Consider the following 20,890-nt stretch of genomic DNA (forward strand, 5'->3'; position numbering starts at 1 on the left):
GTTCTGATTATCAGCCCATCGACACTTCGACACTATATTTTTAAAAACGCCTAGTACGCGCGCGTATAAATTGTTAGTATTTTAACATGTTTACCTTTTACAAAATCACCTCTTGTTTTACGTCAAACAATTATTACTATATGGAAACACTTTTATGACGTAGCTTATCGTAGCTAAAGATATATATTATTTTCTATGTAATCCTTTTAAATAGTATCGTTTCAGATATAAGCCTAGCTATGTAGCAAAAGAAGAAGGCTTACAGGTAAAGAAATCTGTAACTTTTCTGATAATAGTTTCTTTATTGAGAATTTTATTTTTATCTTTGTAAAAGATAGCTGTACGCGACGAAATATTCAATAAAATTTGATTATGCCGCCTATCATTTGCAGTATTTTATATCAAAGAAATAAAAAACAAAAACATATGATATTACAATACATTATAATAGGAATAGTTATTTTCGCTGCAATACTGTATGCTGTACAGCGAAGTTATAAATCAGTTAATGACAATATAAAATGCAAAGATTATAAATGTGCAGGTTGTGCATTCTATGATAAATGCAGAAATAAGCAAAAAAAGTAAAAGAAAAATTTGGTGGTATAATTTTTTTGTCTTACCTTTGCACTCGCTAAACAAAAGCATGGTACCTTGGCCGATCGGTTAGGTAACGGTCTGCAAAACCGTGCAGAGCAGTTCGACTCTGCTAGGTACCTCAAAAGAAAGGTTGAGATTTATTTCTCAACCTTTTTTCTATTTTTTATAACGTATATTTTTGTTATACTGGAGTATCCGTTGGATCCTCATCAAACAAATGATTTACAGCGCCTATTTCATCGTCATCAAACCATTTTGACAGTTTTTCTTTAGCTTTCAACTTAATATCTTCGCTCACGTCCCCCCATACTTTATGTATCACATAAAATAAAACAGCCAAATCATCGCTTAACCCAGCTATAGGTATTGCATCAGGCACTAGATCAAGAGGACTGATAAGATAACCGAGTGCACCTATGATAATAGCCTTGTCTTTTGTACTTACTTTATCACTCTGAAGAGTATAATACAAAATAAAAGCTGAATATACTAGTTTTACACCAGCTCTTTTAGCTATTCTAGAAATTTTCTCGATAAATCCTGAGGTTGAGAACTTATCTTTATAAGATAAAAAATCAGGTAGTTCCATACTGTAAAATTGAAATAAATGTATTATAGTCTGTATGAGAGCACTTTATTAATGTAGCTTTCATGCTTTGAATCATATATCTTTTTAAGTCGAATGTTGATTATCATTTTCATAATCAGTCTATAGATTCCAAATAGCACTACCCCACCAGCACCAGCCATCCATGCAGTATTAATTCCCCATGGCAGCTGTGAATCAGGGAAACATGCAACAATAAATATAGGGAGAACAACAAAGAATCCTAAAAGTGTGTATTGAAATCTTTCACTACCTACTGTATCGATAATAGCTTGTTTATCAAAAAGATAATCAGTAAGAGTCTCTTTACTTATTCCATAGTCATCCATTTGGGGGAAATCAACATTATTGCCCCATATCTCTATTCTTCGAAATACCATCTGCTGTAAATCGTCGACTTCACGATTCATTTTATTAAGAGTAAATGCCATATTGTTTAGATTTTTAATTTTTCGGTATTCATATAAAAGGAAAGTAGTGCTCTGATAAGCCGGGTTCCGTATTCATACAAAAATATGAAGCTCTGTCATTTATCTAGTCCATGAGTCACCTCATGGCTCAAGCGTTCTACCCTCCGCAGTAAACCGAAGTTAATCGAGCGAGCAACTCTTTGCCTGCGGTATACATGAACTTGCAGCCTCCAGATGACACAGCATGACGATCACCCGCCATCTGGTGGTCTCTTACACCACCTTCTCACCCTTACCTTAGTAGACATTACAAGTCGAGACTTGCAAGTTTCAAAAAAGGCGGTTATTTTCTTCTGTCGACACCTACTGTCACCAATAGCTTCTATTTTCGGAAGTGAAGTGCTCTATGCTGCCCGGACTTTCCTCTCGCATAAAAATGCCAGCGGCAGAGCCGGAGCACTACTTTCTTTCTGCAAAGATAATACAATTTGAAAGAATACGGAAATAATTAATCCACTTTTATCAAGGTATATAAATATTTAATAGAATTTGGCTGTCTGCTTTGGCTATACATTATAATCAAAACTAGTGGCATTAAAGCATAAATATATTAACGCTAATATGCCAATTTTATTAATCAAATCAAACAACAATAGAAAAAATACATTACCTTTGCATAGTAAAGATTATTGAGATGCCATGCACGACATAATCATTACATAATTAAACATTTCTGTAATACATTAAAATTCACTATATGATATTCTATCTTTCCGGTACTGGTAACACATTATGGGCAATGAGAAAAATTGCCAATATAACTGGTGAAAAGTGCTTTTCTATACCAACTGAAATAAAAGGAGAATGCAATTATACAATTCTTGAAGATGAAAGGATTGGATTTGTTTTTCCTGTACACGGTTGGAGACCACCAAAAATAGTAAGAGAATTCATAAAGAAGATGACCATTCAGTCCAATAATATTCAATCGCATTATTGCTACGCATTGTGTACTGCAGGGGACGATATAGGAATGACGATGGAATATCTTAACAAAGATCTTGCAGAAAAGGGACTATGCACCCACTCTACTTTTTCACTAAAAATGCCGGAAAGCTATGTTGGACTGCCTTTTATGGATGTAGACTCTAAAGAAAAAGAGATTGATAAGAAAAGAGAAGCAGCAATTATGCTACAAAATTTTGCTGAAAAAATTTATGATCAAGAACGTGGAATAAACATATTGCATCATAGTCACTGGCCATGGATAAACAGTAAGATTTTAGGCGAAGTATTTGTCAAATGGCTAATTACAGACAAGCCATTTCATGTTGACACAGATAAATGTGTGAAATGTGGCATTTGTTCAAACGTATGTCCCGTAAATGATATTAATGGTGGGTTTGGAAAAATTCCACAATGGAAACACAACAATATGTGTCTGACATGCTTTGCTTGCTATCATCACTGTCCACAACATGCTATAGAATATGGTAAAAGGACAAATGGAAAGGGACAATATTTTTTAAAATAACAAAAATAAGACGCAAATAATATATGAAAAAGCTTTTAATCGTAGCATTATTAACCATGATTGCGTGTGCTACTATGGCTGACAATAATGATTCCATAATGGGTAGTAATGGGAAGATAATACCGATGCCTAAGTATGGTAGCACTGAAGCTAACACCATAACTCCGCGTAAAAACGCAAATTATGATATAAAAACCAGAGTTATAGGACAAGATGATCCTAGCTATACTCCACACAAAGGAAATCCGAAAATACTAGTAATACTAACGAACTTTAAAGATGTGAAGTTCAGAGTGAACAATCCAAAGAAAGCATTTGATGATTTTTTTAATAGTGAAAGCGGATTTACTGACTATGGAAATGGCAATAAGCTTAATTATGGAAGCGTCAAGCAGTATTTTGAAAAAATGAGTTCCAATTCATTTTCTCCAAAATTTGATGTTCATGGTCCTATAAATCTACCTGATGTAATGAAGGTGTACGGAGGAAGTAGCACTACTTCTAATTACGATGAAAAAATTTCTAAGCTTGTACAAGATGCATTATCACAATTAAATGATTCGATAAAAGACGCATCTGAATACGACTCTGATGGAGATGGATATATTGATTGCGTATGTATTGTATCTGCATACGTTGGACAAAACAATGGTGGAACAGGAGATTGCGTTTGGGCATGTACAGGATCTACATACGGAACTTTCGGAGGGAAAAATGTAGGCTGGTATAGTCTTTCTTCTGAATTATATCCAGCATATGTAGATACAGAACAAAATATAGTTCAGATTAACAGTATAGGAGTAGCATGCCATGAATTGTCACACGCTTTAGGATTACCAGATATATATCCAATTAGCCCTTCTGCTCATGTAGATAATCAAGAAATGGAGTTGTGGGATTTAATGGATGGTGGTGAATATGCTAATAATGGATATACCCCAACCCCCTACACTGCATGGGAAAAAATGCAGATGGGCTGGAATGTAGACATTGTAGACCTTAGTAATAACAAAACTATAACTATGGATAAAACTACCGAGGAAGGTGGTACGGTATATAAAATAAAAAATAGTAAAAATAGTAATGAATATTTCTTAATTGAAAATATTCAGCAGACAGGTTGGAACTCTGGAGCTATGTATCATGGTTTGCAAATATATCATGTCAACGACCCAGCAGATAATAATATATTAATAAATACACATCTAAACGAAACACCTAACAAACCTGGTATGGGAATAGTTCCTGCTGACGGAAATTCAATGTCTTCATATCTAAAAACAAGTACTATAGCCTATGAAGAACAACATAAAGGAGACTTGTTTCCAGGAACAAGCAATATAACAGTATTAAATGATACTCTTGGATTACCCAACTTCTACTGGTACACACAAGATACAAGTAATGCAAAAGCGATATTTAATACTAATTATTATAAGGTGAACAAAGCTATCAAAAATATAACGGAAAAAGATGGGGTAATAACATTTGATTATATAAATGATTTCACTACAAACATCAATAATATATATACAGATGAAAACAATAAAACGACACGTATTTATACTATTGACGGACGTTATGTTGGAGACTCAATTTCATCACTTCAAAGGGGTATTTATATAATAAACAAGAAAAAGTTAATTATCAAATAGAAACTAAAGGCATGCATTATAAGAAAAAATGAAGTATTTTTGATGTGTGTGCCCACACAAATGATATTTTTAAAAAAAGTTTGCAAATTATTTGGTAATTTAAAAAATTGCATATATCTTTGCAAACGTTATCCTGAAAACAATCTTTTTACCTTAAAAGAAACTAATACCTATTGAAGATTTGGAGCGGTTGCCTGAGAAGGTCATCGCTTTTTTTATGCTTTATATCTTAAATCTGTTTTTATGCTTTGCTCTTGACGGTGTCATGTTTTCAAACCCGCCACTAAAGCCACCGCTGAATCCACCACCAAAAGAATGTGCAAAACCACGATACTGTGCCCAACGATTGCAGATACGAGCCACATAATCCACAGTTTCATCACCACGCATGTAACCATGCTTCACAACGGGATCATTATAATATGCTGGAACGCGCAACCTCAATACAAATTCTTGTACATCTGCCCAACGATATGGATTCTTACCAAATTTACGTGCAAGTGCCATTGCGTCACGAACATGAAAAAATCCACCGTTATAACTGGCTAGAACAAAATAACTTCGCTCCAAAGGATTTGGGATATCTCTAAAATGCGAATGGAGTTCACGAATATATTTTGCAGCAGCAGCAATATTTTTTTCAGGATCATACATATCTGAACGAGGAAGTCCTATATGGTCTGCTGTTCCGGGCATAATCTGCATCAATCCACATGCACCAGCCCATGAATGGGCACCTGAATCAAAAGTTGATTCTTGATAGCATTGCGCTGCCAGCAAACGCCAGTCAAACATAGCCAAAGGAGCATAAGTCTTAAAGTGATTATCATAACGAGATATTACACCACCCGATCTACTTAACATTGGAGAATATACATGATGGACAACACTATTCGTTGAAAGCAAGAATTTTTCTTCCTTCTTCATTGCAGCAATCATTCCAGGATTAAACCAATTGTTCAACGAGTCAGCCAATTCATCATTACCTTCTTTCACAGCCCACTGAGCATGCAAAGAATCAGCTTTCATACCACAATATTCAATATTTTTATATCCTCTTGAAAGTGGAAATGCTATAATATCAGCATCTCCCGCCTTCAATCTGTTAACCATTTCTAATGTATCCTTACATACTTCAACACGCAAAGACACACCCAACTTTTGAGCAAATTTTTCAGCTAGCATATATTGCAAACCCATACCATGCCCGTGATAGTCATAATAAGTCTCAGGTCCAGACATTGTAAGCATGATAAGTTCACCATTACTCACAATATCATTCAATGTAAAGCTCTTATTTTCTTGAATAGAATCGTTTCCAATTTCTTCTCCCCATGGTGTGATTTCGACTTTCTTCTTCTCACTGCATGACGTAACGCAAGCCCCAAAGAACATTATATATATAAGGATGTATAAATGTCGCATAATACGGATATGAATTCTTTATATTTATGAGGCATATATGCCTTTGGGTCACAAAATTACAACATTATTTGCAGATATCCTTAAAAAAGAGTATTTTTGCAATGCATTTTTAAGAAAATTAGAATTATATGTTACGTATAGCTGTACAATCAAAGGGTCGTCTATTTGATGACACAATGAACTTACTTGCAGAGGCTGATATCAAAGTAAGTGCTAGCAAGCGCACTTTATTGGTGCAATCGTCAAACTTCCCATTGGAAATTCTTTATCTAAGGGATGACGATATTCCACAAAGTGTAGCTAGCGGTGTTGCCGATATCGGTGTTGTTGGTGAGAATGAGTTTCTTGAGCGTGATGAAAATGCTCAAATTATTAGTAGACTTGGGTTTAGCAAATGCAGACTGTCACTTGCAATTCCAAAAGAAATAAACTATACCGGTCTGGAATGGTTTAATGGAAAGAAAATTGCTACTTCTTACCCTGGTATTCTTCGTAAGTTTATGAAACAGCATAATATAAATGCTGAGGTTCATGTAATAACTGGTAGCGTTGAAATTAGTCCAGGTATAGGCTTGGCTGATGGCATTTTTGATATTGTCAGTTCAGGGAGTACATTAGTTAGCAACAACCTTCATGAGGTAGAACTAGTAATGAAGAGCGAAGCCTTGCTTATTGGTAATTGGAACATGGATGAAGAGAAACATCAAACTCTCAACGAGATGCTTTTCAGATTTGAAGCTGTTCGTTCTGCTCAAGACAAGAAATATGTCATGATGAATGCTCCGAAAGATAAGATTAAGGAAATCGCAGCTGTACTACCAGGCATCAAGAGTCCTACTATTATACCTCTTGCTGACGAAAACTGGTGTTCTATACATACTGTGCTTGATGAAAAATGTTTTTGGGAAATAATAGGAAAGCTAAAAGAACTTGGTGCACAAGGTATTTTGGTTACTCCAATAGAAAAAATGATATTATAAGAAAATGAACATTATCAAATATCCGAAGAGGAGTGAATGGAGTGCTATTGTGGAACGTCCGCATTTGGATGTATCACAGCTTAACGCTACCGTGCAAAGCGTACTTGAAAAAATCAAGAGCGAAGGCGATGCTGCTGTTATTGAGTTTGAATCAAAGTTCGACCATGTAAATCTGCAGTCTTTATCTGTTTCAAAAGATGAAATGGACGAAGCAGAAAGACTTATTAGCGACGAACTTCATCATGCATTGATTCTAGCACATCATAACATTGCTAAATTTCACGAATCTCAGAAATTTGATGGTTCTAAAATAGAAACACAGCCTGGTGTTACATGCTGGCAGAAATCAGTTCCAATACAGAAAGTGGGATTATACATTCCTGGAGGAACGGCACCACTATTCAGCACAGTATTGATGCTTGCTACTCCTGCAAAGATTGCTGGGTGTGAAGAAATAGTGCTGTGTACCCCACCCAACCGTGAAGGAAAAGTTAATCCTGCAATATTGGTTGCCGCAAAAATTGCTGGAGTAAACAAAATATATAAAGCTGGTGGCGTTCAGGCTATCGGAGCCATGGCTTACGGAACAGAATCAGTACCAAGGGTTTACAAGATATTCGGACCAGGTAACCAATATGTAATGGCTGCAAAGCAACAGGTTTCACTACATGACGTGGCAATAGATATGCCAGCAGGTCCTTCGGAGGTTTGCGTTATTGCAGATGAAACAAGCAATCCTGTTTTTGTAGCAGCTGACCTGTTATCTCAAGCTGAACATGGTACAGACTCACAAGTTATTCTCATTACTACATCAGAAGACTTCCTATGCAAGGTTAATAACGAGGTTAAAGTTAAACTTGAACAATTACCACGTAAAGAAATAGCATCTAAAGCCTTAGATAATAGTAAATTTGTTCTAGTAAAAGATAAAGAAGAAGCTATGGAGTTAAGTAATACTTACGCTCCAGAACATCTTATTATATCGACAGATGATTATGATGTATTATCAGAAAAAGTAATTAATGCTGGTAGTGTATTCTTAGGTGAATATGCATGTGAAAGTGCTGGTGACTATGCTAGCGGAACCAACCATACTCTACCTACGCATGGCTATGCACTAGCATATAATGGCGTAAATCTAGATAGCTATAACCGCAAGGTTACATTCCAACACCTCACGAAAGATGGTGTGAAGAATATAGGACCAGCTGTAGAGATAATGGCTGAAAACGAACAATTAATAGCTCACAAAAATGCAATGACAGTGCGTTTACAAGCATTAAAAAATAAGGCAGAATGAAATCATTAGAAGAATTGACAAGACCAAATATTTGGTCATTAGCCCCATATAGTAGTGCTAGAAACGAATATAATGGACGTGCTGCACACGTGTTTCTTGATGCAAATGAAAATCCATACAATAAGCCTCTCAACCGCTATCCAGACCCTCTACAAGAAGATGTAAAGGCTAAGCTATCTGCTGTGAAACGAGTTAGACCTGAGCAGATTTTTCTTGGTAATGGTAGTGATGAAGCAATAGATCTACCCTATCGCTGTTTTTGTCGCCCAGGAATTGACAATGTTGTAGCCATAGAACCAACTTATGGTATGTACAAAGTGTGTGCAGACATTAATGATGTGGAATATAGACCTGTTTTACTTGATGAAAACTATCAAATAACAGCAGAAAAACTATTAAAGGCTACTGATGAAAATACCAAACTTATATGGGTTTGTTCACCAAATAATCCAACAGGCAACAATATAAACCGTGAAGAGATAATAAAACTAATTGATTCTTTTGGTGGATTAGTTATAGTTGATGAGGCTTATTCCGACTTTTCTTCTCAAAAGCCTTTGAGAGATGAGCTTGACAAACATCCTAATATGATTATACTGAACACTTTCAGCAAAGCATGGGGATGTGCAGCCATACGTCTTGGAATGGCTTTTGCAAGTAAAGATATTATTGCAATATTTAATAAGGTAAAATATCCCTATAATGTAAACAGCCTTACTCAAAAACAGGCATTAGAAGCATTAAATGATCCATATGAAGTAGACAAATGGGTAAAAATAATATTGCAAGAACGTTTACGCATGATGCATGCGTTCAACGACTTACCGATATGTGAAAAGGTTTATAACACAGATGCTAACTTCTTTTTAGCAAAAATGAAAGATGCCCAAAAAACTTATGACTACCTTGTTGACAAAGGTATCATAGTAAGAAACCGCACGAGAATAAGTCTTTGTGGAAATTGTCTTCGCATTACAATTGGCACAAAATCTGAAAATCAGGATTTACTTGCTGCGTTAAGAGATTTGTAAATTAAGAAACAAATATAAAACTATTAAAATGGGTTGACTGGTAAACTGTCAACCCACTTTATATTTAAGACTGCGAATCCAAAATTATTAGATACAGAAAGGCTAATATCAGTAAACTTACATACTGTTTTCATTTACTAATAACATAATTTACAATAAGTAGTTTTATGTTTTCGATATTTATTAGTATCTTTGCATGCTGAAAAGTGGGATTATATATTAATTCAGAAATAAGTAGACAACAAAATTAATAAATAAATTATGAGTAAGCAAGTAGAAAAAATCAAGGAGCTGATTGCAAAGCGCGAACAGGCTTGTCTTGGTGGTGGTGAAAAGGCTATCGAGAAGCAGCATGCACGTGGCAAATACACAGCTCGCGAACGTATTGAAATGTTAGTGGATAAAGATAGCTTTGAAGAATATGATATGTTCAAGCTACATCGTTGCCACAATTTCGGTATGGAAAAGAAGCAATACCTCGGTGATGGAGTTGTTGCTGGTTCTGCTACTATCTGTGGCAGACTCGTATATCTATATGCTCAAGACTTCACCGTAAACGGAGGTTCTCTTTCTGAGACTATGGCTCAGAAAATATGTAAAGTTATGGATATGGCTATGAAGATGGGCGCTCCTTTCATTTGCATGAATGACTCTGGTGGTGCACGTATTCAGGAGGGAATTTCTTCTCTAGCTGGCTATGGTGAAATTTTCGAACGCAACATTTTAGCAAGTGGTGTTATACCACAGATAAGTGCAATAATGGGCCCTTGTGCTGGTGGTGCTGTATATTCACCAGCATTGACAGACTTCATCTTTATGACAGAAGGCACATCTTATATGTTCCTTACTGGTCCTAAGGTTGTAAAGACTGTCACTGGTGAAGATATTGATGCTGAACATCTTGGTGGTGCCAGCGTACACGCAAGTAAGAGCGGTGTTACTCATTTCACAGCTAAAACTGAAGAAGAGTGCATGGAACTGATAAAGACCCTCCTATCTTATATTCCTTCTAACAATACAGAGGAGGCACCAAGAACTGAATGCAACGACCCTATCGACCGTAAGGAAGATATTCTTAACGAAATCATTCCTGAAGATCCAAATCAGGCTTACGATATGTATAAGGTGATAGCAGCAGTAACTGATAATGGAGAATTCTTTGAGGTTCAACCTAAATTCGCAAAGAACATCATTACTGGTTTTGCACGTTTCAATGGTCAGAGTGTTGGTGTTGTTGCCAATCAGCCAGCAGCTTATGCAGGTGTACTTGACGTAAACGCAAGCCGCAAGGCAGCTCGATTCGTTAGATTCTGCGATGCATTCAATATTCCTATCGTCAGTCTTGTTGACGTACCAGGATTCCTTCCTGGTACAGGTCAGGAGTATAATGCTGTTATTCAGCATGGTGCACAGTTGCTTTATGCATACGGTGAAGCTACTGTTCCTAAGATTACAATCACTCTTCGTAAGAGTTACGGTGGTTCTCATATCGTGATGGGATGTAAGCAACTTCGTTCAGACTTGAACTTCGCATGGCCATCTGCAGAGATTGCTGTTATGGGAGGAAGCGGTGCTGTTGCAATACTTTGTGCAAAAGAAGCAAAAGCTAAGAAAGAGGCTGGAGAAGACGTTAAGGCATTCCTTGCTGAAAAAGAAGAAGAATATACCGATAAATTTGCCAATCCATATCAGGCAGCACAATTCGGATATATTGATGACATCATAGAACCTCGCAATACTCGTTTCCGAATATGTCGTGGTTTGGCCCAGTTAGCAACAAAACGCGACAGCCTGCCTGCTAAGAAGCACGGATGTATGCCAATGTAAAACATTTAAACATTATATAAAATGGACAAAAATGTATATGCAGCAATTGCCATGGCTCTCTATGAGTTTGCAGGCAATAATGCTCACGATAAGGAACCGGGCATAATAACAATTAAGCCAAGGCATACACTTTGGAACGCTAAATTCCTGTCATTAACAAAGAAACCATAAAAAGATATGAAAGAGTTTAAATATACTATCGATGGTAAAGCATATAACGTTACCATTGGCGAAATAGACGAGAACAATGTAGCTAGCATTAGTGTTAATGGAGAAGGCTACGATGTTCAAATGGAAAAAGAGGCTGAACCTGAAAAGAAGAAGGTTGTTTTGGGTAAACCAGTAGACAACTCTAATGACGACGAGGCCACTCCTGCAGCTAATGTAAATACAAATAATGCTGTTAAAGCACCACTACCTGGTACAATAACAGCAATCAATGTTGAAGTTGGTCAGGAAATTAAAGCCGGTGACGCTGTTGTTGTTCTTGAAGCAATGAAAATGGCTAACAATATTGAGGCAGAAAAAGACGGTAAGATTACCGCTATCTGTGTAAAAGTTGGTCAGAGCGTCCTCGAAGAGGATCCTTTGGTTGTTATAGAATAATAATTCTATCAACTTTAGATAGATATATGAAAAAGGAAGAAGGCAATATTGTCTTCTTCCTTTTTTCATATTATCTATGTTTGGACTAATGCAAAAAAAATATGGGAAAGCTATTTGCTATCCCATATTTCATTATATAATAAAAATATTATTCGTCTATGTCTACCTTTGCACTTCCAGGAAGATGGAACTGATAGCTTCTATCAAAGACTTCCTTAACCTTATTGATTTCAAGGAAAGTGGTACCTCCACCTTCACCAAAACTTCCACTAAGATATGCAATTTTGTTTTCATCTTTGATGTATCCCTTTTGACGAAGCATTCTCAATGCAGCAAAAAACATATATTGCGGACTAACCTGTTCTCTTTGATAAATTGGAATTACTCCATAGCTAAGATTGAGCCAACGTTGAGTCTTTTCTTTATAGCATATAGCCAATACAGGAACCGGACCACGGAATGCTGCAAGATTACGAGCTGTTCTTCCTGTCTCACTATCAGTTATTATTCCTGCTACACCAGCTTGCTTGGTTGATTCAATAGCTGCATGTGCCAAAAATTCTCTTAAATCACAATCTCCATTGGTATAAACCTCTATATCATCGTCACGCATTTTATCTTTCTCTGCTTGTTCTGCAATACGAGCCATAGTCTGAACAGCTTCCAAAGGATATTTTCCGCTAGCAGTTTCACCACTAAGCATCAAAGCATCTGTTCTGTAATAAATTGCATTTGCGATATCAGTAACTTCAGCACGTGTAGGACGAGGATTATTTATCATAGTATGCAACATTTGCGTAGCTACGATAACAGGTTTCTTCTTTTGAATACAACTACGGATTATAGAACGTTGAATACCAGGTATTTTCTCAATCGGAACTTCTATACCGAGGTCACCACGAGCAACCATAATACCATAAGAAGCATCGATAATCTCTTCAATATTATCAACACCTTCTTGGTTTTCAATTTTCGAAATAATCTTAATATCGCTATTATGCTCATCCAGAATTTTCTGAACTTCCATAACATCAGCTGCATTTCTAACAAAAGAATGAGCTATAAAATCAATATCCAATTCAATAGCTAGAAGTATATTGTATCGGTCACGGTCTGTTAATGCTGGAAGATCAATATGCTCACCAGGAATATTGACACTTTTATGTGAGCCAAGAGTACCGTCATTCTGAACCTTAGCAATTAGCATTGGTCCTACGTTCTCTATAACTTGCATGTCTAATTCGCCATCGTCAAACAATATATCATCGCCAACCTTAACGTCCTTAGTGATGTCTGAATATGAAACGTTAACAATATCATGAGAACTATCCATTTCTGGGCGACCAAAAATTTTAACTACATCGCCTATTTTATATTCTAATGGTTCATCAACGCCTGTTGTTCTTACTTCTGGTCCTTTGGTATCAATCATTATACCAATATGAGGAGATACAGCTCTTACATTTTTTACAATAGTGCGTATACCTTCCTCTGTGGCATGAGCAGTGTTCATACGAACAACATTCATACCAGCAAAAAATAATTTTCTAATGAAATCTTGATCACATCTGCGATCACTTATCGAGGCTACAATTTTCGTTTGTTTCATATTAGCTATCTTGAAATTTCCTACAAAGTTAGCTCAATTATTGCACAAAACAAAGCTTTTTGAGTATTTTATTTTTAGTTCAAGCTTCATATAACAATTATGCACAATACGGCTATTAATATGTTAGAGTTTGTTTCCTTCTTTTGGGAAGATGACTTTAGGTTCAAATGTTTTAGCCTCTTCAAAATCCATTAACGCATAAGATATAATTATCACGACGTCACCAACCAATGCTTTTCTTGCTGCAGCTCCATTAAGACAGATGCACCCTGAACCTCTTTCGCCTTTTATAATATAGGTTTCAAAACGTTCACCATTGTTATTATTTACAATCTGCACCTTTTCACCAGCTATCATATTTGCTGCATCCAATAAATCTTCATCTATCGTAATGCTGCCCATATAATTAAGATTAGCTTCTGTAACCTTAGCGCAATGTAATTTGCTTTTTAATACTTCAATATACATCGTCAAATTTTGTGTTCTTTATATTTAATATGGTCTATCAAACGGATTGGAGTCTTTCCACAATTGACGGTTATACAGCCAACGACATAATCGCTGTCATTCCAATCTTTCACATTCTGGAGAGTATTACCATCAACTATTTCAAAATATTCAACATCCAATCCTTCTACTGCGTTTATTTCCTTAATGACCTTATCTCGAGTATCAGAAACACTATGACTCATAGCATATTCAACACTAGCACTAAGAGATTTGAAAATAACAGGAGCAATAGCTTTTTCGTCAGCAGCTAAGAGAGCGTTACGACTGCTTTTTGCAAGTCCGTCACTTTCTCTGACTATTGGACATTCTATAATTTTTACATCACTTCCAATATATTTCACTAGTTGTTTTATTACAGCAATCTGCTGCCAATCTTTTTCTCCAAAATATGCACAATTAGGGCGTGTTATATAGAATAGTCTACTAACAACCTGACAGACACCATTAAAATGTCCTGGACGACGAGCACCCTCCATCACGGTAGAAACAGGAGGAAATTCAAAATGGCGATTATCCCCTAACGGGTATATCTCCTTAACAGACGGAGCAAATACATAATCTGCACCACATTTCTCTATTAACTTGCAATCATCGTCCAAAGTTCTTGGATATCGATCCAAATCTCCTTTGTCATTAAATTGTGTTGGATTTAAGAAAATAGATACGACTGTTATATCGTTGTCTTTAACGCTACGCTCCACTAATGAAGCGTGCCCCTCGTGTAATGCACCCATTGTTGGCACTAAACCAATACTCTTACCTTGTTTATGAGCATTAAAAAGCTCATTCTGCAAATCTACGACCTTATTAAAAACTTTCATTATTCTTTAATTCCAATTGGTGTGCAAAATAACAACTTTTTTCTTAAATAAGAAAGAATTATTATAAAATTATGCGAATAAACAGCCATATTTGTTTGTTTTATTACATTTATGGCTCATTTTCAATAGTTTTTTTGTACCTTTGCAGTATCCAATTTGAAAATAAACATGGCAAAGAAAGTATTATTCATAAACCAAGAGATTACACCGTTCGTACCAGAGACAAATATGTCTATCATGGGCAAAGAACTACCACAAAAAGCACAAGAAGCCGGACTAGAGATTCGTACCTTTATGCCAAAATGGGGAAACATCAATGAGCGTCGCGGACAACTTCATGAAGTAATACGTCTCTCGGGAATGAATCTTATTATCGATGACACTGATCATCCACTGATTATCAAAGTTGCTTCAATTCCGCAATCAAGAATTCAAGTTTACTTTATTGATAACGACGATTATTTCACCAAGCGTCAAATGACAATTGATGAAGAAGGTAATGAATATGCCGATAACGGTGAACGTGCCATTTTCTTTGCACGCGGAGTCTTAGAAACAGTAAAGAAACTGCGTTGGGTTCCAGATATAATACATTGTCAAGGGTGGATGAGCGCTGTTGTACCTCTTTATATTAAAACTGCTTATCATGACGAGCCTTCTTTCGCAAAGACAAAGATTGTAACATCCCTATTCCACGATCAGCCGAAAGGTGAACTTGGTAGCAAGTTCCGTGATATCGTAGCTTTTAGAGATGCTAAATCAGAACTTATGAAATGCTATAATGAAAAGTTTGATTTCATAGAATTAGGCAAACTAGCACTTGACTACAGTGACTGCGTTATAGAAGCAAATAAGGATGTAAACAATGAACTCCTTAAATACGCAAACAATAAGAGCATCCCTGTTCTTGATTATCCAGGTGAAGATTTCATAGGAGCTTATAATGAGCTTTACGAAAAGATTTGCCCAACAGAAGAATGAAATAATAATTTTTATCCCTAACAAAGCAATATGAAACTTAAAAGTCTTGGTTTTGCATGCATTGCACTTGCATCATTCACTATAATTTCTTGTGATGACACCACTGACGGCATTGGAGCATCACTTACCGACAACAGAGATAACTTGGATATTAGCACTGACACATTCTATGTAAGTACTAAATCCATTATTGCAGATTCTGTGCTGTCACGTAACACAACAGGATACCTAGGAAAATTCCGTGATCCTGAGACAGGTGCATATATTACTAGTAATTTTATGACTCAATTTAGTGTACTTGAAAACTACACTTTTCCAAAAATTGATAGTATAATAAGCAAAGATAACGGCTTAGCTTATGCTGACTCATGCGAAATTCGCCTATATCATTCAAATACAATAGGTGACTCTCTTGCGCCAATGAAGCTAAGAGCTTACGAACTAGGAAAACCAGTAGAGGATGCTGACTACTATTCAAACTTTGATCCAGAAAAAGATGGGTATGTACGCCAGAATGGACTTGTCGCAGACAAGACCTATACCCTAGCCGATTTGAATTATAGTATTGACGAACGTTCTTCTAGTGATTATAATGCATCAATTCGAATTCCGCTAAATAAAGAATATACTGATAAAGACGGAAAGACTTATAAGAACTACGGCACATATATAATGCGTAAGTATTATGAGAATCCAAATAACTTTAAGAACTCATATACATTCATACATAATGTTGCACCAGGATTCTACTTTAAATCAACAAGTGGAATTGGAGCTATGGCTAACATCTATAATGCTATTATGTACGTACACTTCAGATACACATCAAACGATTCTACATATAATGTAGCAGCTACATTTGGAGGTACCGAGGAAGTTATGCAGACAACAAATATTAAAAATGATGCTTCCACAATAGAGAAGATGGCTGAAGACAGCAGTTGTACCTATGTAAAGACACCTGCTGGAATTTTTACCGAAATGACAATTCCTGTTGATGATATCGTAAAAGGCAAAGAGAACTATACTATAAATACAGCAAAGGTAACATTACAGAGAATTAACAACGATAATCCTAATGAATATGCTTTGGGAGCACCTAGTCAATTACTTATGATCCCAGCCGACAGCATCACATCTTTCTTCAAAAATCATGATGTTGCTAACAACAAGAATTCATTTCTTGCTAGCTTGAGTTCAAATGCATACACTTTCAATAACATAGGTTCGATGATTAAAACTATGAATGACAACAAGCAAAGTGGTAAGGCATCTGATAATTGGAATAAAGTTGTTATAATTCCTGTTACGACTTCTACAATGACAATAAGTAGTAGTACATACCTTACTGGTATTTATCACGATCTATCCATTAAGAGCACAAAACTCGTAGGAGGAAAAACCCCTATTAAGTTAACTGTTGTATACAGTAAATTTAAATAATAGTCACTATGGCAGACAACTATCTTGAGCGCAAACGCCGTGATTATGAAGAGCGGAAAGCAATATGGCTTAAGAAAAAGAAGTTTACGAAAGTAAAAAGCCCATCTATTCAGAAACCTGAAGATGAAGCTTTATAGAAAATCCCCATCATTTTAAATTTAAATGATGGGGATTTTTATTTCTACTATTTTATATTGTGCATTAAACTCTGCATGATATAAGTTCAATGTCTACGCATTTCTATCTTGAGACAATGCAAAGAGTCATTCATTATTCTAAATCTATTATCCGTTCTAAGTCCAGCAACCCAAACTATATCACCTTGGCTATCTGCTATAACAAGTTGTTTCTGCTTATCAAAAAGCGTAAACTTATTATCTGTTAGGAAATCACTAAGTAATTTGCTACCTTTCATACCAAAAGGAACGAATCTATCGGCATTTTTTATATGACGGATGACAAGTGGAAACTTAACTTTATCAGCATCCAATGTAACAACTTCGGCTATTTTACTTGGCTTAAAATCAGGACTAATATCAGAAACATCGAAACAAAACTCTAAATTATTATTATAAAAATAGTTTCCTGTCTCTGGTATCTTCATTATCTTATTCTGATTATCAGCAAGATTTATGCTATTAACAATAATCATCCCCCTGTCAATCAATAAGTTATGCGACTTAGACGTCCACATTTTACCAGAAGAAGCATCTAGATTTTCAGATATCTGTTCTATTTGCGATGGAGTAAATGAATAATCATGAATAATAGAATATAAAATATACTCCGATGAAATCATTGATTTCAACTTAGCTATATCTATATATATGCACGAATCAGTTTTTTTTACGACAACTTCATCCACACTTTTCTTTATCGCTTCATCAAATATACAAGCTGCCAGCCTTATCCTATTAGCAGTTTTAGCTATATCTGCACTTGCTGATGGGTTGATTTCATTTAATAATGGAATTATATTAAGCCTTATCTTATTGCGTGTAACATCATCAATATTATTCGAACTATCAGTAACGAAATCTTGCTTCGTTGAATTCAAATAATCTATAATATCACTGCGACTGACATCAAGAAGTGGTCTTATAATATAACCATTTCTACATGAAATGCCCTGAAGTCCATGTAATCCAGTTCCACGAATAAGGTTTATAAGAAGTGTTTCAACACTGTCATCACGATGATGCGCTACCAATATAGCGTCAGCAGACAAATCGTTGCGCAACTTCTCAAAATAATTATATCTTAATTCACGCGCAGCCATTTCAATACTCACCTTATGTAATGAAGCATAAGACTTTGTATCAAAATGAACACGATGAAATGGAACATTTTGTTCGTTACATAAATTCTCACAGAAATTCTCATCTCTATCCGATTCCTCACCTCTAAGATGAAAGTTGCAATGCATGGCTTCTACGCAATATCCCAAGTCAATCATTACACGAAGAAGAGCAACACTGTCACTTCCTCCGCTTAAAGCAACAAGATAACGACCATCTGCACTAAGCAGATGATTTATCTCGACATAGCGCTTAACATGCAACGCAAACTTATTCAACATAAAGCACTAAACCTTTAAGATACTCGCCTTCTGGATGATATATATTTATAGGATGATCAGCCGGTTGGTGAAGTTGATGCAAAATTCTAACCTTACGTCCTGCTTGTGCAGCAGCTGTAAATACGGCATTACGGAAGTTATCTTTAGTCACAACCTGTGAGCAACTAAAAGTGAATAGGATACCGCCATGCTTGATTTTTTGCAAACCCTTTACATTCAATCTAGTATATCCTTTCAATGCATTATGCAATGAAGCACGATGCTTAGCAAAAGCTGGAGGATCAAGAATAATAAGATCATACTTGTCATCATTATTCTCCAAATACTTAAATGCATCTTCGCAAAAAGCCTCATGACGAGCATCATCAGGGAAGTTAAGATCTATATTATTATTTGTAAGTTCTATAGCCTTTGCACTGCTATCTACAGAATGCACCAACTTAGCTTCACCACGCATAGCATAGACTGAGAAACCACCAGTATAGCAAAACATGTTAAGAACACTTCGACCTTTAGCGTATTTCTCCAGCAGACTTCTATTTTCTCTTTGATCAACAAAGAATCCGGTTTTCTGTCCTCGTAGCCAATCAACATGGAACTTCAAACCATTTTCAATAGCTATATCATTATCGGTAGAACCGTAGATAAATCCATTTTCCTGTCCTAAATCAGCTTTAAACGGAAGTGTAGTTTCGCTCTTGTAATAAACATTTTTAATTCTATCGCCAACAACTTCAACAAGAGCCTTCGAAACTTCATTGCGACACAAATGCATTCCCACACTATGAGCCTGCATTACAGCAGTTTCACCATAACAGTCAACAATCAATCCTGGTAAGTTATCGCCTTCACCATGAACCAGTCTATAAGTGTTATTTGAAGGATCATCAGCTATGCCAATACTTTTTCGTGTCTCAAATGCACTTTTTAGTCTAGAGCACCAAAACTCGTGATTTATTTCTATATCTTTAAAAGAAAGTACCCTGACAGCAATGGAGCCTATCTGATAATGTCCTACAGCGATAAAATCGCCAGAAACAGTAATCACTCTTACTATTTCTCCCTCATTGATGCCATCATCCATGTGATGAATAGCTCCTGAGAAAATCCAAGGATGAAAGCGTTTCAGCGACTCTTCCTTACCTTTTTTAAGGTATATTGATTTATACATATTATTATTTTATTAATAAAGTAAACACATACATAAAGCTAAATGAACTTCACGATATGCAAAATTAAATTCAATTACATTGATGCGACTTCCAAGCCCTGCGCTATATTTTCTGGTCTAGGTTCTTCCAACGTAACCAGTTCATATTCTTTTGAAGTATTCAATCTTACAATTTCCTCATACAGATTAATACATGTCCACGCATCTGTGGCAGCGTATTGTTTCTGTTTGTCGCTCAACACATCGACTTCCCAATTTGTAAGTCTTTGCCTCTTACTGATTTTCTGATGAAACAGATTTGCGTAAAGCTTTTGTAGACTTAAATCCTTTATTCCTACCTTACAGACGATATTCTGCAAATCGATAAAATATCCAGGGGTAAACTCTGCCCTACGATGCAACGAGAGTATATCATCATGCCATGAAAGTCCAATTTTGGGTACCGTTTTATCTTCTAGTAGGCGAATGATTGAAGGTGTCAATCCAATGCAATTCAACCTAAAAAGAAAACAAGTGTCTTTAGATGACACTTGAAGAAGAGCAACCTTATGTTGATCACCCTTATGAAATGTCGGGCGAGTTTCTGTATCCACACCGAGAATATCGCATGATAGCAAGTAATCTACTGCTTTATCTGCATCAGCCTCACTTATAATTGTAATAATCCTACCTGTAAAAAAAACAGGCGGAAGATCAGATATAAGTTTCTTGTCAAATTTACTATAAATAGTTTTTTTCATCTTTATATACGTATCTAAGTGCAAAATTAAAAAAAAGTTATGAAAAGCATGCCGTTTCTCG

At 35.9% G+C, this 20,890-nt stretch carries 20 protein-coding genes, 1 tRNA gene and 1 other RNA gene; 12 read left to right on the forward strand and 10 right to left on the reverse strand.

The genetic code is table 11. The features are described 5' to 3' along the window. The first annotated feature begins 648 nt into the window (after window positions 1-648). Window positions 649-719: transfer RNA gene (locus HEQ28_RS03540), tRNA-Cys, on the forward strand. A 62-nt stretch (window positions 720-781) separates the two neighbouring features. On the opposite strand, the gene HEQ28_RS03545 is transcribed toward HEQ28_RS03540, so the two are convergent. The 3 genes from HEQ28_RS03545 to rnpB form a co-directional block, all read right to left on the reverse strand. Then, the gene (locus HEQ28_RS03545) at window positions 782-1,189 is read right to left on the reverse strand and encodes a YkvA family protein (RefSeq protein WP_434503805.1); all 408 of its coding nucleotides are present in this window, start codon (window positions 1,187-1,189) and stop codon (window positions 782-784) included. Between the two features lie 23 nt (window positions 1,190-1,212). After that, the gene (locus tag HEQ28_RS03550; RefSeq protein WP_434503806.1) at window positions 1,213-1,638 is read right to left on the reverse strand and encodes a hypothetical protein; all 426 of its coding nucleotides are present in this window, start codon (window positions 1,636-1,638) and stop codon (window positions 1,213-1,215) included. A gap of 39 nt (window positions 1,639-1,677) precedes the next feature. Beyond that, an RNA gene (gene rnpB, locus HEQ28_RS03555) (RNase P RNA component class A) lies at window positions 1,678-2,080 on the reverse strand. 294 nt (window positions 2,081-2,374) lie between these two features. Between rnpB and HEQ28_RS03560 the strand changes: the two genes are divergently transcribed. Both HEQ28_RS03560 and HEQ28_RS03565 read left to right on the forward strand, forming a co-directional pair. Continuing rightward, window positions 2,375-3,151, forward strand: coding sequence for an EFR1 family ferrodoxin (locus HEQ28_RS03560; protein WP_434503807.1), 777 nt, complete (start codon window positions 2,375-2,377; stop codon window positions 3,149-3,151). 23 nt (window positions 3,152-3,174) lie between these two features. After that, window positions 3,175-4,806, forward strand: a complete 1,632-nt coding sequence (locus HEQ28_RS03565) for a M6 family metalloprotease domain-containing protein (RefSeq protein WP_434503808.1) — start codon at window positions 3,175-3,177, stop codon at window positions 4,804-4,806. Between the two features lie 222 nt (window positions 4,807-5,028). On the opposite strand, the gene HEQ28_RS03570 is transcribed toward HEQ28_RS03565, so the two are convergent. Continuing rightward, window positions 5,029-6,231, reverse strand: a complete 1,203-nt coding sequence (locus HEQ28_RS03570) for a transglycosylase SLT domain-containing protein (RefSeq protein ID WP_434503809.1) — start codon at window positions 6,229-6,231, stop codon at window positions 5,029-5,031. A 128-nt stretch (window positions 6,232-6,359) separates the two neighbouring features. Here HEQ28_RS03570 and hisG point away from each other — a divergent pair, with 128 nt between their 5' ends. From hisG to HEQ28_RS03600, 6 genes are all read left to right on the forward strand, one after another. Then, window positions 6,360-7,211, forward strand: a complete 852-nt coding sequence (gene hisG, locus HEQ28_RS03575; protein WP_434503810.1) for an ATP phosphoribosyltransferase — start codon at window positions 6,360-6,362, stop codon at window positions 7,209-7,211. A 4-nt stretch (window positions 7,212-7,215) separates the two neighbouring features. Further along, complete coding sequence (hisD, locus tag HEQ28_RS03580; protein WP_434503811.1) at window positions 7,216-8,511, forward strand: histidinol dehydrogenase; 1,296 nt, start codon at window positions 7,216-7,218, stop codon at window positions 8,509-8,511. Beyond that, on the forward strand, window positions 8,508-9,542 hold the full coding sequence (gene hisC, locus HEQ28_RS03585) for a histidinol-phosphate transaminase (protein WP_434503812.1): 1,035 nt from the start codon (window positions 8,508-8,510) through the stop codon (window positions 9,540-9,542). Before hisD ends, hisC begins: the two co-directional genes overlap by 4 nt. A gap of 261 nt (window positions 9,543-9,803) precedes the next feature. After that, window positions 9,804-11,369 carry an acyl-CoA carboxylase subunit beta gene (locus tag HEQ28_RS03590; RefSeq protein ID WP_434503813.1) on the forward strand — a complete coding sequence of 522 codons (1,566 nt, stop codon included), beginning with the start codon at window positions 9,804-9,806 and terminating at the stop codon, window positions 11,367-11,369. Window positions 11,370-11,390: 21 nt separating this feature from the next. After that, complete coding sequence (locus tag HEQ28_RS03595; RefSeq protein WP_207154100.1) at window positions 11,391-11,540, forward strand: hypothetical protein; 150 nt, start codon at window positions 11,391-11,393, stop codon at window positions 11,538-11,540. Window positions 11,541-11,546: 6 nt separating this feature from the next. Beyond that, a complete protein-coding gene (locus HEQ28_RS03600; protein WP_434503814.1) occupies window positions 11,547-11,975 on the forward strand; it encodes a biotin/lipoyl-containing protein in 429 nt (142 codons plus the stop codon). Between the two features lie 148 nt (window positions 11,976-12,123). Here the strand turns inward: HEQ28_RS03600 and pyk are convergent, their stop codons facing one another. The 3 genes from pyk to panC all read right to left on the reverse strand — a co-directional run bounded on the left by pyk (window position 12,124) and on the right by panC (window position 14,915). Continuing rightward, entirely contained in the window at window positions 12,124-13,584 is a 1,461-nt protein-coding gene (pyk, locus tag HEQ28_RS03605; RefSeq protein ID WP_434503815.1) for a pyruvate kinase, read from the reverse strand. 123 nt (window positions 13,585-13,707) lie between these two features. Continuing rightward, window positions 13,708-14,052 carry an aspartate 1-decarboxylase gene (gene panD, locus HEQ28_RS03610; protein WP_018462281.1) on the reverse strand — a complete coding sequence of 115 codons (345 nt, stop codon included), beginning with the start codon at window positions 14,050-14,052 and terminating at the stop codon, window positions 13,708-13,710. 2 nt (window positions 14,053-14,054) lie between these two features. Further along, the gene (panC, locus tag HEQ28_RS03615) at window positions 14,055-14,915 is read right to left on the reverse strand and encodes a pantoate--beta-alanine ligase (protein WP_434503816.1); all 861 of its coding nucleotides are present in this window, start codon (window positions 14,913-14,915) and stop codon (window positions 14,055-14,057) included. Between the two features lie 168 nt (window positions 14,916-15,083). Here panC and HEQ28_RS03620 point away from each other — a divergent pair, with 168 nt between their 5' ends. The 3 genes from HEQ28_RS03620 to HEQ28_RS03630 are packed head-to-tail and all read left to right on the forward strand — an operon-like array spanning window position 15,084 to window position 17,476. Then, window positions 15,084-15,896 (forward strand): glycogen/starch synthase, encoded by an 813-nt coding sequence (locus HEQ28_RS03620; RefSeq protein WP_434503817.1) that lies wholly within the window; start codon window positions 15,084-15,086, stop codon window positions 15,894-15,896. Window positions 15,897-15,926: 30 nt separating this feature from the next. Then, entirely contained in the window at window positions 15,927-17,339 is a 1,413-nt protein-coding gene (locus tag HEQ28_RS03625) for a DUF4270 domain-containing protein (protein ID WP_434503818.1), read from the forward strand. Window positions 17,340-17,347: 8 nt separating this feature from the next. Then, on the forward strand, window positions 17,348-17,476 hold the full coding sequence (locus HEQ28_RS03630) for a dehydrogenase (RefSeq protein WP_434503819.1): 129 nt from the start codon (window positions 17,348-17,350) through the stop codon (window positions 17,474-17,476). Between the two features lie 86 nt (window positions 17,477-17,562). On the opposite strand, the gene tilS is transcribed toward HEQ28_RS03630, so the two are convergent. The 3 genes from tilS to HEQ28_RS03645 all read right to left on the reverse strand — a co-directional run bounded on the left by tilS (window position 17,563) and on the right by HEQ28_RS03645 (window position 20,829). Then, window positions 17,563-18,918: a tRNA lysidine(34) synthetase TilS gene (tilS, locus tag HEQ28_RS03635; protein ID WP_434503820.1), complete on the reverse strand. Its 1,356-nt coding sequence runs from the start codon at window positions 18,916-18,918 to the stop codon at window positions 17,563-17,565. Beyond that, on the reverse strand, window positions 18,908-20,089 hold the full coding sequence (locus tag HEQ28_RS03640; RefSeq protein ID WP_434503821.1) for a class I SAM-dependent rRNA methyltransferase: 1,182 nt from the start codon (window positions 20,087-20,089) through the stop codon (window positions 18,908-18,910). Before HEQ28_RS03640 ends, tilS begins: the two co-directional genes overlap by 11 nt. A gap of 74 nt (window positions 20,090-20,163) precedes the next feature. Continuing rightward, window positions 20,164-20,829, reverse strand: coding sequence for a 3'-5' exonuclease (locus HEQ28_RS03645; protein ID WP_434503822.1), 666 nt, complete (start codon window positions 20,827-20,829; stop codon window positions 20,164-20,166). Window positions 20,830-20,890: the final 61 nt, after the last annotated feature.

Origin of the sequence: Prevotella sp. (genome assembly GCF_051059605.1) — a bacterium.
Lineage (GTDB): Bacteria > Bacteroidota > Bacteroidia > Bacteroidales > Bacteroidaceae > Prevotella.